The organism is Ruegeria sp. AG1, assembly GCF_056541705.1.
The window spans coordinates 73,735-89,576 of record NZ_JBQFYU010000016.1; the positions used below are offsets into that span (position 1 = coordinate 73,735).

Sequence of the window (15,842 nt, forward strand, 5' to 3'; positions counted from 1 at the left end):
GATCAGCATGTGTGTCAATCATCATGCTGATCCGTTGCTCTACGCTGTTACTGGATATTAACCGTGCAAAGGTAGTCTTTTCGAGGCACGGTAAGCCTGCACGTAACCAGTGGCCACTGCGCGTACAGCTCTTCCGATCTGGCGGTAAGCACTATCATCCAAGTTGGCGAAGGATACCCGCGCCGACCAGTTCGGCGCGTCAAAGCCCGATCCATTCAGCAACACGATCCCGTGGTCCTGAGCCAGTTTGAAGGATATATCCAGCGGGTGGACATTCTCTTTGATCCACTCGACAACCTCTTCGCCGACGTATTTGCGAAGCCAGAATTCGAAGTCGATAATACCGTAGTATTTGTCGAACAGCGGGTTGTCGGGAACTTCGATGCCCATCCCGTCGACCAACTCGTCAAAGCGATGTTTCAGAATACCCCAGCAGAATTTCTGATAGGCCTTCTCTTCGTCCATAAGCTCGACCAGTGAAAACAAGGTCATCATCACCTGTTGTGGCAGCGACAGACCCGCAGTGTGGTTCAGCGCAACATCGCGGCTGTCGGCGACGATCCGGTCGATGAACTTGAACGAGGATGGATCAGGTGTCAACGTTTCGTACCGTGCGTTGACGACGGCTTTGGTTTCGTCCGGAGCATCCGCGATCATCTTGTCGAAGATGTTATTCTCAGCCACCAAAATCGCGCCTAGACGCCAGCCGGTGCAACCAAAATACTTGGAGTAGGAATAAACCCCGATAGTGTTCTCAGGCAGATGCCCCAGGATAGATTGAAAGTTTGGAACGAAGGTCCCGTACACGTCGTCAGTCAAAATGATCAGGTCCGGGCGGCGGGTCTTTACGAACTCGACAAGCCGAGCCGAGACCTCGGGGCTGATAGCGACTGAAGACGGATTGCCCGGGTTAACCAGAAAGAGAGCTTTGACTTTCGGGTCGGACAGAATTTCGAAGTCTTCGTCGTTCAGTTGAAAGTGGTCCTCTTCTTTCGAAGATACATCCACTGTGTTTAGCCCATAATCTTCAAGGACCGGCATTTCCAGATAGGGCGTGAAAATCGGTGTGCCCAGCGCAATCGTGTCACCGGCATTCAGCAATCTCTGGTTCTTGAGCGCTTTGAAGATGTAACACATCGCTGCGGTTCCACCCTCAACTGCGTAGATATCAAACTTCGCATCCGGTCGGTGCCCTGCGCACATCGCCCACATAACGTATTCATGCACAATCGCTTCGTTGTGTTCCATGCAACGGTCGGGCATCGGGTAATGGTCGCCAACAATACCATCGGTCAATTCGAGTACGAAATCGTCTGGCGTAAAGCCGAATTTCTCAATCGCAAAATCAACGACTGCCACCAAAGTGTCCGCACCAGGAGGGCCGTTTCCTTCAACCGATTTGGCGCAATACGTTTTGAGCCGATCATAGCAGCCTGGCCCTTGTGGCATCCCAGCCAAACCTACCTCCGGCTCATTCCGATGGCGCTGAGCTTCTGTCATGGCGAACTGTCCCAAGAAGAAAAATGCCTCCCGTGCATTGGTGGCGATCCAGTTTGGGTTCCCTCGACCGGCATTTAGGTATGGCAGAGCCATCTGCCGCGCCTCTTTTTGCGCCAACTTGATAAGTTCGTCTTTGATTTGGAAAGGACTTAGGTTTTCAAATTTATGCAGGTTGAGCGATTCTGGCATGACATCAAATCCTTGCGTTAAAACAGATGACGTAGCTCAGCGGATCGCATGCAAGACAATGTGTCAATGAAAACAACGATGATTGAAGGGGGGGCAGCGTGCAACCGCAGTTTGCATGTCGTCTTTAGAAGCCTTGGCTGTAACCTTTTTGCAAGTCAACCAGAGTGATAAAGATTGCGCTGAGGCTCTGGGCTCGGAGCTAACACCCCGCAAATCTTGCAAAGTTCGCTATTCCGCAAAACCGGCATTGGTCGGGACCGCTAGGGAGATTGCAGCGAAGGGCAGAAGAATCCCGCAAATTTTCAGTTCTAACCGGCAGTAACTTTGCGTTTTCGATACGAGGTGGCCAACAAACCAATTTCGGCTTTTTGCGTTTGGGATGCAATATATGAGTTTTCGTTGCGAGTTAAAGAACCTCGGAAACTAGGTGCCGGAGAGTCGACGCAATTTATTGTGTTTAATGTAAAGAAAATCTGCTACTCTGCATTTCTGACATGCTGTAGTGAAGTCAATTGTTTTGCCGCTTTTCTAATAAATCCTCGCCTCCAAGTTGAGTTTCGCTTTATGTGATCAAACACCTAGGGTAAAAGTTCACACCAAATAGACGGCGGTCGCTGCGAGGGTATCGCGAAGGGGGAGACTTCGGGGTTTCGATCATAACGTGTCGCCACGAGCCTCCAGTATTTGAGCCCACCGAATAGGATCTAACATCGTTGCCGCGAAGGGCATTGCAGAGCAACGCACCGAGAGGGACGGTTCCGCCGATTGTATCGGCGTTTGTAGTACATCTCGGCCGTCTTGCTTCGTATTCGGCCTGCAATGCAGACACGTATCCTTTTATCTTTCCGCGCGTTCCGGAACCAGTTGGTGTCATAGCCACGATCCCCGAGTGGCCAGTCCACATTTGGTATGCCTTTCATCAGCGCTCGCGCGCCGACGTAGTCACCAACGTGACCCGCGACGAAGAAAAGGTCGAAATTCCGCTCTTGGCTGTCAATGATGGAACAAAGTTTGGTGTTCGTGCTGCCCGTGGTTTTTCCCCTCTCGTCCGCATCATTTGAACGCGCCCGCCGGGCAGTACACCAAGCGGGCGCGCCCGTCTGTCGGGCCGTTGATCCACTAGATCAATGGCTGACCCTCTGAATTTTCGTCGCCATGCTAGTCGCAGTTCGGTGTGCCTATAGATAGTCCGCGTCCACTACTTTGCAGGGTAATGCAGAGCGACGTCGCGACATGGGATCGTCACGGTTTTTCTCACCCTGTTCGGCGGCTAGGCTGATCGTCATTTGGGCGAAGAAGCCTTTCTCGCTCCTACGCTTCCATCGACTGTAGAGCGTCTTGTGCAGACCGTAGAACTCGTGCGCGGCTCGCTATCGTGTTCCACTACGATTGATGAAGAAAATCTCGCTCAGCACTCGTCCATCATCGACCCGTGGCCTGCCGCGCGACTCCGGGAAAAAAGGGCTAAAACTAAGGCATCTGCTCGTCGCTCAGTCAGGACAGATCGGTCATGCCATCGCTCTGCTTTCCAAGTCGTGCATGATGCAGCGCATCGAAAATCAAGGCATCCTGATCCTATGGCCTGACTTGCGTTCCTTTAATTCGGATAAGGCTCCCTAAACCGCCGGCACATACGCCAACCAGAATTGCAATCACGAGCTCCAGAGCTTCGATTTGAGCAAATTGAAAACCGGCAAAGACCAGTGTTTCGAACACGCCGACAAGCCCGCCCAGCGCCGCGCCCAGCCATATTTGTCTGGTCATCATTCCCAGCGCCAGCCCAAGAATGCCGGGCAGGCTGAGGATGTTTCCACCGATTGTCCCAAGTATATCTAACATCTCTGCCCCCTTCTTAATCGGCGCTGGCGTTGAGGAACGACTGGATGTCATTGCCAGAAACCGCCGCTTGTTTGTGCAGCGGTTTGCCGTCAACCGCTTCGGCTATGTCCTGGTAGGTCTCAAGATATCCCGGCGGCAGGCTGTGAGCGATGCCCTGGTGGCAGTCGATACAGGTCATCCCGGTGTCAATCGCACGCTGGTGCTCGCTCGCGGCGCGTGTTTCCTGCAAGGTAAAGTCCATATAGTCGAAGTTGTGACAGTTCCGGCATTCGCGGCTGTCGGATTCCTTCATCTTCTTCCAAACGGCCGAGGCCATTGCCAGACGGTGATCCTCGTATTTCTCGGGGGTGCTGATTGTGCCTGCGAGCTCGTGATAGACATCTTTCACGGCCATGATCTTGGCTTTGATCTTGTGGTTCCACTCATCCGGCACGTGACAATCCGAACAGATCGCGCGCACGCCCGAGTGGTTGTTGTAGTGGATCGTCTCGCGGTACTCGCCCAGATTAGTTTCCATCGTATGGCAGGACACGCAGAACTCCTCTGTATTGGTCAGTTCAAGCGTCCAGTGAAAGCCACCCCAGAATAGGATACCCCCCAGAAAGCCGGCCAAGATCAAAAAACCCGAACTGAACAAAACAGCCGGTGTCCAGAACGCGTTCCACAAGCGACCGATCCAGCCGCGTTTTTCAGGAGAGTCTGCCATCTTGGTGCTCCTTTCAATCATACGTTGGATTAGTTGCTGTGGGATGGTTCAAACAGGTTGTCGACCAAGGTAGGCGCATTTACCTGCGGCACGTGGCACTGATTGCAGAAATACCGGGTCCCTGCGATGTGATCCAACTCATTGCCGTCGCGATCGAGATAGTGGGTCATCGACAAGGTGGGCGCGTTGCGTTCGCCCGCAACTGTCCAGTCATGGCAGGACAGGCACTGGTTGGTCCGCGTGTCGATCTGGTATTGTTCGATAGAATGTGGAATCAGCGGCGGCTGCTGCCGGTAGTTCCGTACAATCCGTCCTTCCATCGTTTTGTGGACTTGATCCAGCGGGACCGTTTCATCCACTTCGCCGCCTCGCAGGGTCTCAACCTGGGCGGATTGCGCAAGGGCGAACCCGCTGAGGAGTACGACTGGGATCAGGGCGGCGACGCCTGTCAGGATTGGCTTGTTCATCTGTGCACTCCCTTAGATAGGTCTGGCTGTACGCGCATCGGGCGCGGGAACGGGATCGAAAGGCGCGACGACGTGGTCGTCGAACCGGTTAGTAAACTTGAAGACATCCACGGCGCATGCATCGATGCAGCGGCCGCAATTCGAGCAATCGGGCGACAGGATCAGCGGCGTCGCGTCCCGTTTGCCTTTCAGCGCTGGCGAGATGACCTGGTTCTCCGGGCAGACGGCGTAGCAATCCATGCAGTCATTGCAGGCCGTCCGGTTGGCGGCGCTGACACGCAGCAGGCTTTTACTGCCGATCAGGCCATAGAAGGCGCCGACGGGGCAGATATGGCCACACCAACCGTGACGGGCGACGACCAGATCAAAGATGAAGATCGCTGTGATCAGTGCCCAGACAAAGCCCGCGCCGAAAATCAGTCCGCGATGCAGCATGGTGATCGGATTGACCAACTCCCACGCGATGGCGCCAGTCAGGCCCGAGACGATCAGGACCGTCGCCAGTATCCACAGACGGGTGCTGCGTTTGGGTTGCCAGCCTTTGGGCAGGTCCAGCTTGCGGTGCAACCAGTTGGCGGCATCAGTCACCGGGTTGATCGGACAGACCCACGAACAATAGACGCGCCCGCCAATCAGCGCATAGGCGACCAGAACGATGATCCCGCCGATCAGGGCGGTCAGTTCCGGCCAGTGCCCAGCCACATAGCTTTGCAGCAGCACAAACGGATCTGTCAGGGGCAGAATGCCAAGGGTCAGCGACCCCGCCAACGTTCCCTGCACGATCCAGAGACCGAACCATGGCCCCAGCAGAAACAACGCCAAAAAGAACAGTTGGCTTGTCCGACGCAGCAGCAGGAACTTGTGCGCACCGACCCAGCCTTTGGCCTCAATAGCCTCCTGACCAATCGGAACATGAGTGTGAGCGCTCATTGGCCTGCCCCCGGTAGGTTATAGGAGGGCGCAAAGCCGCCCGGCGCGGCCAGATTGTCTGTGCCAGGCCCCGGCAGGCGGTCGGGTAGGTCGATCAATCCGTCCACAAGCGGACCGCCGTGGCTTTCTTTTTCTTCCCAGCCCTTGCGATAGTGGTCCGCGCTGCTACCGCGCGCCAATCGGGCGGGCAGTACTTTGATCGCAGCTTCGGGTAGAACACAGCTTTTCTCGCACATACCGCAGCCGGTGCAGCGGTCGGCATGGACGGTGGGGATGAACATCGCATGGTGGCCTGAACGCGCGTTGTGCGCGGTTTCCAGCGTGATTGCGTCGTCAATAACGGGGCAGACGCGGTAACAGACATCGCAGCGCAGACCGAGGAAGTTCAGGCAGTTTTCCTGATCGACCAGAACTGCAACGCCCATGTTGGCATCATCGATATTGTCCAAACCCGGGTCCAGCGCGCCGGTGGGACAAGCGGCAACACAGGGGATGTCATCGCACATCTCGCACGGCACATCGCGGGCGGTGAAATAGGGCGTGCCGGTCGCAACGGCATCGACCCCAAGTTCCGCCAGTTTCAGGGTATCGTAAGGACAGTCCCGCACGCAAAGCCCGCAGCGGATACAAGCCGACAGGAAATCTTTCTCAGACAATGCGCCGGGCGGGCGCAAGGCTTCCGCCGGAAGCGCGCGGGCATCGCGCGCCAACCAGGCCAGCAATGACCCGGCGACTACGCAGCCACCTGCCGCGCGCGCCGAATCCTGCAGGAAGCGACGCCGTTGCGGCGAGATAGGAGTACCGGTCAGGGACATGGGGACAACCTTTGCGATCCTTCCCGGTTAAGCGCGCTCGACCTTGCAGGCGCACTTTTTGAAGTCGGTTTCTTTCGAGAGCGGGCAGGTTGCGTCCAGCGTCAACTTGTTGGTCAGCTGATGCTCATCGAACCAAGGCATGAAGACCAGACCGCGCGGCACCTTGTTGCGTCCACGGGTCTCGACCCGGCTGGTAACCTCGCCGCGGCGGGTGGACAGAACGATCTCTTGTCCACGGCGCAGCCCCCGATCTTCAGCGTCCTGCGGGTGCATGTAGACGACCGCGTTCGGATAGGCGCGGTGTAGTTCCGGCACCCGGCGGGTCATCGAGCCCGAGTGCCAGTGCTCCAGCACGCGGCCCGTGGACAGCCACAGATCAAATTCTTCATCGGGCTCTTCGGCGGCGGGTTCGTAGGGGGCAAAGATGATGCTAGCCTTGCCATCAGGCTTACCATAGAACTTCACGCCCGCGCCTTCGGGCACGTAGGGGTCATAGCCTTCGCGGAAACGATAGAGCGTTTCCTTGCCGTCCACGACCGGCCATCGCATACCGCGCGCCTCGTGGTACATCTCGAAGGGTGCCAGATCGTGCGCATGACCGCGCCCGAAATCGGCATATTCTTCGAACAGACCTTTCTGGACATAGTAACCGAAATGTTCCGCATCGTCGTTGTGGAAGCCTTCGGCCGTCTCAGACAGCGGGAACTGGTCGATCTTGCCGTTGGCATAGAGCACGTCGTACATGGTCTTGCCGCGATGCTCGGGCATGGTGGCCAGCAGTTCTTCGCCCCAAACCTCTTCGACGGTGAAGCGTTTGGAGAATTCCATTAACTGCCAGAGGTCCGATTTCGCCTCACCCGGCGCTTGCACCTGTTGCCGCCAGAACTGGGTGCGACGCTCGGCATTGCCATAGGCGCCTTCCTTTTCGACCCACATGGCGGTGGGCAGGATCAGGTCGGCAGACACGGCTGTGACCGTCGGGTAGGGGTCGGACACGGTGATAAAGTTTTCCGGGTTGCGGTAGCCGGGAAAGCCTTCTTCGTTGATATTGGGCGCGGCCTGCATGTTGTTGTTGCACTGCACCCAATAGGCGTTCAGGTCACCATCCTTCAGTTTGCGGTGCTGCAGAACAGCGTGGAATCCGGGTTTGTCCGGGATGGTGCCAGCGGGAATGTTCCATGCGGTTTCGCAAATCTCACGATGTTTGTCGTTCGTCACCACCATGTCGGCGGGCAGACGGTGGGCGAAGGTGCCAACCTCACGTGCAGTGCCACAGGCCGACGGCTGGCCGGTCAGCGAGAACGGCGAGTTGCCCGGCTCTGAGATCTTCCCGACCAGCAGGTGCACATTATACATCAGTGAGTTCACCCAAGACCCACGTGTGTGTTGGTTAAAGCCCATGGTCCACAGGCTCATGACCTTACGGTTGGGGTCGGCATATTGCTGGGCCAGACGCTCCAGCTGATCGGCAGGTACGCCCGACAGCTCGGATGTGTATTCCAGCGTGTATTTCGAAACCGCCTCGGCATATTCCTCAAAGCTGATCGGTTCCATCTTGCCGCCATTTGGGTTCTCGGCTGCTTCCTGCAGTGGATGGTTGTCGCGCAGGCCGTAACCGATATCGGTGACGGTTTTGGTGATGTTGACGTGGTTCTTGACGAAGTCTTCGTTCACCGCGCCGTTCTGGATGATGTAATTGGCGATGTAGTTCAGGATCGCCAGATCGGTCTGAGGTGCGAACACCATCCCATTGTCGGCCAGCTCGAACGAGCGATGTTCGAAAGTGGACAGCACATGCACCTCGGAACCCGGTTTGGTCAGGCGCGTGTCGGTGAGGCGCGACCACAGGATCGGGTGCATCTCCGCCATGTTCGAGCCCCACAAAACGAAGGTGTCAGCGTGCTCAAAGTCGTCATAGCAACCCATCGGCTCGTCAATGCCGAAGGTGCGCATAAAGCCCACAACGGCCGATGCCATGCAATGCCGCGCGTTGGGGTCGATGTTGTTCGAGCGGAACCCGGCCTTCATCATCTTGGCAGCCGCATAGCCTTCCCAGACGGTCCATTGGCCAGAACCGAACATGCCAACGCTGGTCGGGCCCTTCTTGGCCAGTGCCTCTTTCCATTTCTCGGCCATGACGTCGAAGGCTTCGTCCCAGCTGACAGGTTCGAATTCACCGTTCTTGTCGTATTCGCCATTGGTCTTGCGCAGCAAAGGCGTGGTCAGACGGTCCTTGCCGTACATGATCTTGGACAGGAAGTAGCCTTTGATACAGTTCAGGCCGCGGTTCACAGGCGCGTCCGGGTCACCCTGAGTGGCCACCACGCGACCTTCCTTGGTGCCGACCAGAACCGAGCAACCCGTGCCGCAGAACCGGCACGCCGCCTTGTCCCAACGAATGTCAGACGTGCCGACTTGCGCCTGCGCTGCGCCTGTGGCCAGCGGAAGACCAGCCGCCGAAGCGGTAGCGGCGGCAGCAGTTGATTTCAGGAAGGTCCGGCGGGATTCAGAGATGGTCATGGCATGGGTCTCCGGTTTCAGGTCTGGCAGGAAGCATTAAGATGCGGACGGGTCTCCGCGAGGTCTTCGAAATGGTGATAGGTCAGGGTCAGAGAGATCACGCCCGGGATCTGGTGCAGATCCATGATCGTCTCGGAGGCCAGCTTTTCGGGCGTGTCCTCGACCACGACGACAACACGGCCATCTTCGGCAGTGGCATGGATTTCGACACCGTCAAACCCTAGCATCGCCTCCTGGGCGGTTTGCGCGACGTCGGGGGCGACATGGACAAGGCATCCGCAGATGTTCATTGCAAGCTCTCCCGGGGGAGTGTTTCGTGGCGCTCAAATCGGATTGTATTGGCCGGGCACGCGCTGGCGCAGGCGCCGCACCCTGTACAGGCCTCTTGGTCGACGGCGGGCTCTGACCGTCCCCCAAGTAGCAGTTTGAACCCAATCGCGTTGCAATCGCAGACGTCTTGGCACACACGGCAGCTCACGCCATTCATCGAAAGACATCCTGCTGTGACATGGGCCCGCCACGGCCAATCACTCAGGTTTTCGGGTTTCAGTGCACCGGTCGTACAGGCCTCGGCGCAGGCGCCGCAGAATGTGCAGGGCGAGGCTTCAAGGCTGACAACTGGCCAGCCCTGCCGATCAAAGGTGATGATGTGTTCGGGGCAAGCCGAGACGCAATCGTCGCATTGGACGCACAATTCGAAAAAGTGGTCCTGATCCGCGCCGGGCGGAATGATTGCTGTCCGGTCTTCGCGCAGCGGAGCACCACGCAGAAAGGCACGGCGGCTGGCTAGCTTATTCATAGGCTTGCGGTCCGCTGTTGATCTCGAGACTTACCAAACTCTTTATCGAACTGTCGCAGGCCAAAAATTGACCTATGTCATGTTCAATTTGATTAATTCTTGATCGTTCTTAAAACTTTGCACATTTCACGCATAAGAAGAAGAGAATTTGTTTCTACCCCGTATTTCACCGGTGCATCTAACCTAGGCCAATCATACATATCTCTTTTAAAGACGCCTTTGTTCAGATTGTTTGTAAGCCCGCAATGACACATTGAGGCTAGCGAAGGCGTCTGAACCTTTATGACGCTCAGCCGGCTCCGGTCAATATCGGCGGTCAGCCGCTACTTGTTCCGGATGTTTTCCGGGCCGTGCTTGTGGAGGATGGCGCAGTCGAGGTTCAAGATAGCCCGTTAGTTGATCCCGACACAGCACACAACGGCACAATCAGCGAAGGAGCTTCACCGTTGCAGGATACCAGTGATGCGCTTTCTCTTATCTGGATACTGTTCACAGCGGCCTGATATTGCTTGGCACGGTTAAGATCGTTGGCAGAAGTTTCGACGATCCAAATCAGTTCTAAGGCAGGATTATATCGGCAGGGTGAGAGGGCGGAATCTTAAGGTTTTCGTAATATTTCGCAAAAACTGAGGGATTTGCGAAGTCAAAAACCCAACGCAAGAAATTGATTTTTTTTGGAGTTAGAGGGTTCGAACCTCCGATCCCTGCCACCCGAAGGCGAGTTCCCGGGGTGAAAGTAGACAAAATAAGGGCTTTGAATGCCAACCATTGCACTTCAGTAGCAGATAGCGCTGCGATAACGTTGCGGTTTCATTGCGACTAAACCCGGCCCCTGTCGTATCATGGTAAGCTCTTGTTTTTCAGTAGGTCATCCAGCACCTTATGTTCAGTGCTAGTTTGTTCTCTACATTATTGCCCAGATCCAGCCCACTTATGCACGGTGAAGAGTTCTGCCATGGGTCAGTCCATTCACTTTCTCCAGGATGGCGTCTGCGTCAATGCAGTGGTGGTGATACAGATCGCCGATTGTTCCGGTCTGACCAAAATGCTCGACGCCCATGGGGATTGTCTGATGTCCAAGCACTGCCCCGAGCCAGGATAGAGTTGCAGGATGACCATCGACAACGGTGACGAGCTTGCAGTGTGGCGGAAGGTCGAACATCAGGGTTTCGATGTGGGAGCGTGCCGCTTGGTTGCCGCGAGAACGCGCTCGTTGAGCGGCGGTCCATCCGGCATTCAGGCGATCTGCGGATGTCACGGCCAATACACCTATGTCGCGACGGCCTTCACCAATCATACCGGCAGCCTTGATTGCCTCCGGCGCGACTGCTCCTTGATAGGCAATTACAACTTCGCAATTGGGCCCGGGTTTTCGCAACCAATAGGCCCCATCAATGGCACCTTGGCGGAACTCGTCGTCGACACGTTTGCCAGGCTGTTCAATCGGGTTGGTCGTCAGGCGCAGATATACGGACCCTCCAGTTTCATCGCGCAACCATGTGCGCTCGTCGGGCTGTCCTTCGCCATCGCGCTGCAGGTAGTCGAAGGCCCATTCCATAATCACCGCGAGCTCGTCGGCGAAGGCGGGTTCAAAAGCGGCCAACCCGTCTTGGCTCATCCCGATGAGCGGTGTTCCAACGGATTGGTGTGCTCCACCTTCTGGGGCGAGTGTGACGCCCGAAGGTGTGCCAACCAGCATAAAACGCGCGTCCTGATAACAGGCGTAATTCAGCGCATCGAGACCGCGGCTGACAAACGGATCATAGACGGTGCCAATTGGGATCAGCCGCTTACCGAACAGGGAATGCGACAAACCCGCTGCTCCCAGAAGCAACATGAGGTTCATTTCGGCGATACCAAGCTCGATATGCTGCCCTTCGGGAGTGAATTCCCATTTTGCCGTCGAAGGGATCCGGTGTTCTATGAAGGCGTCGGATTGCTCGGATCGGGCGAACAGTTTGCGCCGGTTAACCCAAGGACCAAGGCTTGTTGTGCCTGTCACATCTGGGGAGGTCGTCATTATGCGTTCGGCCAATGGGCTGTCGCCTTTTGATAGATCGTCAAGAATCTTGCCAAACGCCATCTGTGTCGAGATTTCGCGGCTGGTGTCGATCCCGATTGTCGGCACATCCAACTTGTCATCAAAATAGCGGCGCGGACCTTTGGCAAAGAAAGGTGTATTCGCAAGGAAATCCTTCAGTTTTTCTGGTTCCTGCACCGTCGCAAGCGGCTCCCATTCTTCGCCCTTCGGCACACCCATATGCGATTGCCACGTGGCAAACTGACTATTGTTCATCAGCCCGCCGTGGTTGTCCTTGTGGCCTGCAATAGGGGTGCCCCATCCTTTGACTGTGTAGGCCAGGAAACATGTGGGGCGATCATGATCTATGGCGGTGAATGTTTGAGCCATTGTCTCGACGCAGTTGCCACCCAGATTTTCCATAAGGGCCGCGAGCTCTGCATCCGTGCGCCGTTCGATCAGAGCGGTCACATCCCCCTGATCCCCCAGATCGTCCATGAGACGCTTTCGCCAATTCGCACCACCCATGAAAGTTAAAGCGGAGTAATCCTGGTTGGGGCAAGCATCAATCCAGTCGCGCAGTCGGTCGCCACCGGGCTCTTCAAAGGCCGCGCGTTGAAGAACCCCATATTTGACACGAACGACATCCCAACTGAATGCATCGAAGATTTTCTCGATCCGTTCGAACAAGCCCTCCCGGACTATACCGTCCAGCGACTGTCGGTTGTAATCGATGATCCACCACGTGTTTCGGAGGTCGTTCTTCCATCCTTCCTGTAGTGCCTCGTAGACATTGCCTTCATCCAGTTCGGCATCGCCTACCAGGGCAACCATACGTCCCATTGGCGCGTCTGAACCCCAGCTTTTGGCCTTGATGTAGTCCTGAATGATCGACGCAAAAGATGTGATCGCGACACCTAAACCCACAGACCCGGTCGAGAAATCAACATCGTCAATGTCCTTGGTCCGGCTTGGATAACTTTGCACACCTCCAAATCCGCGGAAATTCTCCATCTTCTCGCGGGTCTGATTGCCCATGAGATACTGCATCGCATGAAACACCGGCGACGCATGGGGTTTGACTGCAACCCGGTCCTCAGGCCGCAAGGCCGAGAAATAAAGCGCGGTCATGATCGACACCATCGACGCAGACGAAGCCTGATGGCCACCGATCTTGATCCCATCCACCTTTGGTCGGACATGGTTGGCATGGTGGATCATCCAATGAGACAACCACAGCAGGCGCTGTTCAACGATCTTCAGTTGGGTGGGATCAATGTGCATGGTGGTCTCCGGGTTCAGGCGGCGCTGCGGGCAGGGTAAGGCAAAGCTTGCTCCAGGTCTGCAAGGATATCTTCGACATCCTCCAGCCCGACGGACAGGCGGATTAGGCCATCACTGATCCCATGCTCGGCCCGTTCTTCGGGCGTATATGTCGAATGGGTCATCGATGCTGGGTGCTGGATCAGTGTTTCCGCATCGCCCAACGATACCGCGCGCTGGATCATGTTCAGGCGGTTCATGAATTCAATTCCACCAGACAGACCGGACTTGACCTCAAACGCTATCATAGCGCCCGGTTGGGACATCTGTCGCTGCGCTACATCGTGCTGTGCGAAGCTCTCAAGACCGGGGAAATAAATCTCACCGACGGCGGGGTGCGCTTCGAGGAAGTCCGCGACGACTTTGGCTGAATCACAATGACGATCCAGACGCAGGTTCAGTGTTTTTAGACCACGCAGGATCAGCATCGCGTTGAAAGGGGCCATTACCGCGCCGGTCATGTCCTTCATCCCGACAAGTCGGATCTCAGCAATTTGTTCGGCGGTTCCTACAACCAGACCAGCGACCACATCGCCATGTCCCCCGAGATATTTGGTAGCGGAGTGTAGAACGATATCTGCGCCGTGCTCGATCGGGCGGGTCAGATACGGGCTGGCATAAGTGTTATCGACGACGACCGTTGCACCAACCGAATGCGCAATTGCGGCGCTTGCGGCGATGTCCACCAAGCGCATGTTCGGATTGGCCGGAGTTTCGAAATAGACAACGCGGGTTTTGTCAGAAACGGCCGCTTTCAGGTTCTCAGGGTCTGTCATGTCAACATGTGTTATCGTGACCCCCCATTTCGCTAAACCATGACGCATAAAGGCGAAGGTGCAGCCATAGAGCGTTTTGTCCACGATGACTTCGTCACCTGGCGACAGCAGGGTCCAAAGCACTGCCGTGATCGCCCCCATGCCGCTTGAGAGAGCTAGCCCGGCCTCGGCCCCCTCAAGCACGGCAATGCGTTGTTCAAGAATGTCGCATGTGGGGTTTGAAATACGGCTGTAGATATGACCTTCACGCTCGCCGGCGAACATCTCTCCACCAGCCTCTGCGGTTTCAAAGGTAAACGTGGACGTCAAATGCAGCGGTGGTGTCAGCGCACCGTCATTTTCCAAAGGGTTATAAGCGTGGTGAATGGCACGGGTGGCAAATCCGGTTGGATGAGTCATTAGAAGCTCCTGAATCATGCTGAAGCTAGTTTGCGCCTTTACTTTGGGCTAACGGTTGCGAAATATATCAAATTGAATAGGTAGATTGGCATATCCTGCCAAACAAGAGGGTGAAATGGACGCTAAGGACAGGCAGATCATTCGAGCCCTGCAGCGTGACGGGCGCATGACGAACCAGGATCTTGCTGGCGAAGTGAACTTGTCTCCCTCGCCGTGTTTGCGCCGCGTCAAAAACCTTGAAGCCAACGGAGTGATAAAGGGATACAGCGCCGACGTTGACGCTGCCGCGTATGGGATGGCCATTACCGTTTTCGTGCGTATCAGATTGGAGCGACACAACGAAACGGACGTTCAGAACTTCGAGAAACGCGTTCGGATGATCGACGAGGTTCTTGAATGCCACGTGCTGACCGGGGCAATGGACTACCAATTGCGGGTTTTGGTGTCGGATCTGGAAGCCTACGAGGAATTTATTCGTCACCGAATTCATCCGATCGGTGGGATAGCCTCGATCGACACCAGCTTTGTCTATGGAACAGTAAAAAAGACCGCCGTTTTTCCGCCCGGATAGATAGACAGACTCAGAATGAGTTGTTTCCAACTGGCTAAACATTTTTGTTCACTGATTTCTTCCCGCCGCAATTTCCCATTGTCAGCATCGCGATAGAGAAGACATGCTGCACTTGCTGCGTCACTTTTGAGAAGATTGCGATGACCAAGAAACTCTACGAGAATACAAGTTTGGCGAAATACGTTGAGAGCCGGGTGCTAGAACTGAAATCGCTTAAGAGCTGGGCTTAGATTGCGGCCCAAGCCGGCTGTGTGAACCAAAACATGATCACGATGATCAAGCAGGGTCGCCCCTAGATGGCGCTCGATCGCATTCCGGCACTGGCTATTGCGTTGGATGCGGACCCTGCTTTCGTTATGCGGCTTGACCTTGGACAGGCGATTGGTCAGACAGCGGCCGAGGCAGTTGCGGAAGAGTTTGGCGAGCCCACTACCACAAATGAAATAGGTGGGTTGCAGGCGATCCGCGAGGCTTCGAACAATACTGATCCCAGGATTACCGGCAGGTCACACGCGGCGATCAATGTGATCTTTGGAAGTTGAAGTTCATTTCCGACCATAAGGAAGACCTGACCCCCAATGAGCGCGCGTGGCTGCGCTTTCCAAGAGAGGTGAGTAACAAGAAAGACCTGCTACCGACTTTAGGCTGGGTGCAGCTCCTTTGGCGCCTATGTGAACCTTGGAGAGGAAATAGAAAATCGGCATCGGACCCGGGGTGAGGAATGGCTGGTTCGACCTACCTTTCCGGATCCCGCGACAACGCCAAAAGGTTGCTTAAGGTTGACAAAGGTTTACATCGCGCCGGCAGGAATCGACGGAATGTAAACCTTATACCTCTCAAAACGACCGATTTCGTGCCAAATGGTTCACATTAAGTGCTTTAAAACCAGCCCCGAGATCATCCGCCTTGCGGTGATGTTGTACATCCGCTTCCCGCTTTCGCTTCGAAATGTCGAAGATCTGCTGCACGAGCGAGGTATCGACGTGAG

Annotated in this window: 14 protein-coding genes and 2 pseudogenes; 3 read left to right on the forward strand and 13 right to left on the reverse strand. The window is 55.7% G+C overall.

Going from position 1 to position 15,842, the window contains the following annotated elements; genetic code table 11:
* Nucleotides 1-57: 57 nt before the first annotated feature.
* The 13 genes and pseudogenes from ACR0B5_RS20970 to ACR0B5_RS21030 all read right to left on the reverse strand — a co-directional run bounded on the left by ACR0B5_RS20970 (nucleotide 58) and on the right by ACR0B5_RS21030 (nucleotide 14,283).
* Nucleotides 58-1,689: a bifunctional aspartate transaminase/aspartate 4-decarboxylase gene (locus ACR0B5_RS20970; protein WP_480543145.1), complete on the reverse strand. Its 1,632-nt coding sequence runs from the start codon at nucleotides 1,687-1,689 to the stop codon at nucleotides 58-60.
* Between the two features lie 704 nt (nucleotides 1,690-2,393).
* Complete coding sequence (locus ACR0B5_RS20975; protein ID WP_480543165.1) at nucleotides 2,394-2,690, reverse strand: hypothetical protein; 297 nt, start codon at nucleotides 2,688-2,690, stop codon at nucleotides 2,394-2,396.
* Nucleotides 2,691-2,870: 180 nt separating this feature from the next.
* A pseudogene (locus ACR0B5_RS20980) lies at nucleotides 2,871-3,168 on the reverse strand (transposase); the annotation flags it as partial.
* Between the two features lie 96 nt (nucleotides 3,169-3,264).
* Entirely contained in the window at nucleotides 3,265-3,528 is a 264-nt protein-coding gene (locus ACR0B5_RS20985) for a hypothetical protein (RefSeq protein WP_170472389.1), read from the reverse strand.
* A 13-nt stretch (nucleotides 3,529-3,541) separates the two neighbouring features.
* Nucleotides 3,542-4,234: a NapC/NirT family cytochrome c gene (locus ACR0B5_RS20990; RefSeq protein ID WP_480543147.1), complete on the reverse strand. Its 693-nt coding sequence runs from the start codon at nucleotides 4,232-4,234 to the stop codon at nucleotides 3,542-3,544.
* Nucleotides 4,235-4,263: 29 nt separating this feature from the next.
* The gene (locus ACR0B5_RS20995; protein ID WP_170376987.1) at nucleotides 4,264-4,701 is read right to left on the reverse strand and encodes a nitrate reductase cytochrome c-type subunit; all 438 of its coding nucleotides are present in this window, start codon (nucleotides 4,699-4,701) and stop codon (nucleotides 4,264-4,266) included.
* 12 nt (nucleotides 4,702-4,713) lie between these two features.
* Nucleotides 4,714-5,631 (reverse strand): quinol dehydrogenase ferredoxin subunit NapH, encoded by a 918-nt coding sequence (gene napH, locus ACR0B5_RS21000; protein WP_170641151.1) that lies wholly within the window; start codon nucleotides 5,629-5,631, stop codon nucleotides 4,714-4,716.
* Nucleotides 5,628-6,446: a ferredoxin-type protein NapG gene (napG, locus tag ACR0B5_RS21005; RefSeq protein WP_170641153.1), complete on the reverse strand. Its 819-nt coding sequence runs from the start codon at nucleotides 6,444-6,446 to the stop codon at nucleotides 5,628-5,630. Before napG ends, napH begins: the two co-directional genes overlap by 4 nt.
* Before the next feature lie 27 nt (nucleotides 6,447-6,473).
* A complete protein-coding gene (gene napA / locus ACR0B5_RS21010) occupies nucleotides 6,474-8,966 on the reverse strand; it encodes a nitrate reductase catalytic subunit NapA (protein ID WP_480543150.1) in 2,493 nt (830 codons plus the stop codon).
* 17 nt (nucleotides 8,967-8,983) lie between these two features.
* A complete protein-coding gene (locus tag ACR0B5_RS21015; RefSeq protein WP_170641165.1) occupies nucleotides 8,984-9,256 on the reverse strand; it encodes a chaperone NapD in 273 nt (90 codons plus the stop codon).
* Nucleotides 9,253-9,765, reverse strand: coding sequence for a ferredoxin-type protein NapF (gene napF, locus ACR0B5_RS21020; RefSeq protein ID WP_480543153.1), 513 nt, complete (start codon nucleotides 9,763-9,765; stop codon nucleotides 9,253-9,255). Before napF ends, ACR0B5_RS21015 begins: the two co-directional genes overlap by 4 nt.
* Nucleotides 9,766-10,696: 931 nt before the next feature.
* On the reverse strand, nucleotides 10,697-13,069 hold the full coding sequence (locus ACR0B5_RS21025) for a 1-deoxy-D-xylulose-5-phosphate synthase N-terminal domain-containing protein (RefSeq protein ID WP_480543155.1): 2,373 nt from the start codon (nucleotides 13,067-13,069) through the stop codon (nucleotides 10,697-10,699).
* Between the two features lie 14 nt (nucleotides 13,070-13,083).
* A complete protein-coding gene (locus ACR0B5_RS21030; RefSeq protein WP_480543157.1) occupies nucleotides 13,084-14,283 on the reverse strand; it encodes a methionine gamma-lyase in 1,200 nt (399 codons plus the stop codon).
* 115 nt (nucleotides 14,284-14,398) lie between these two features.
* Here ACR0B5_RS21030 and ACR0B5_RS21035 point away from each other — a divergent pair, with 115 nt between their 5' ends.
* The 3 genes and pseudogenes from ACR0B5_RS21035 to ACR0B5_RS21045 all read left to right on the forward strand — a co-directional run.
* Nucleotides 14,399-14,854: an Lrp/AsnC family transcriptional regulator gene (locus ACR0B5_RS21035; RefSeq protein WP_480543159.1), complete on the forward strand. Its 456-nt coding sequence runs from the start codon at nucleotides 14,399-14,401 to the stop codon at nucleotides 14,852-14,854.
* A 296-nt stretch (nucleotides 14,855-15,150) separates the two neighbouring features.
* Nucleotides 15,151-15,396, forward strand: coding sequence for a hypothetical protein (locus ACR0B5_RS21040; RefSeq protein ID WP_480543161.1), 246 nt, complete (start codon nucleotides 15,151-15,153; stop codon nucleotides 15,394-15,396).
* Between the two features lie 318 nt (nucleotides 15,397-15,714).
* Nucleotides 15,715-15,842 (forward strand): annotated as a pseudogene (locus ACR0B5_RS21045) (IS6 family transposase); the annotation flags it as partial.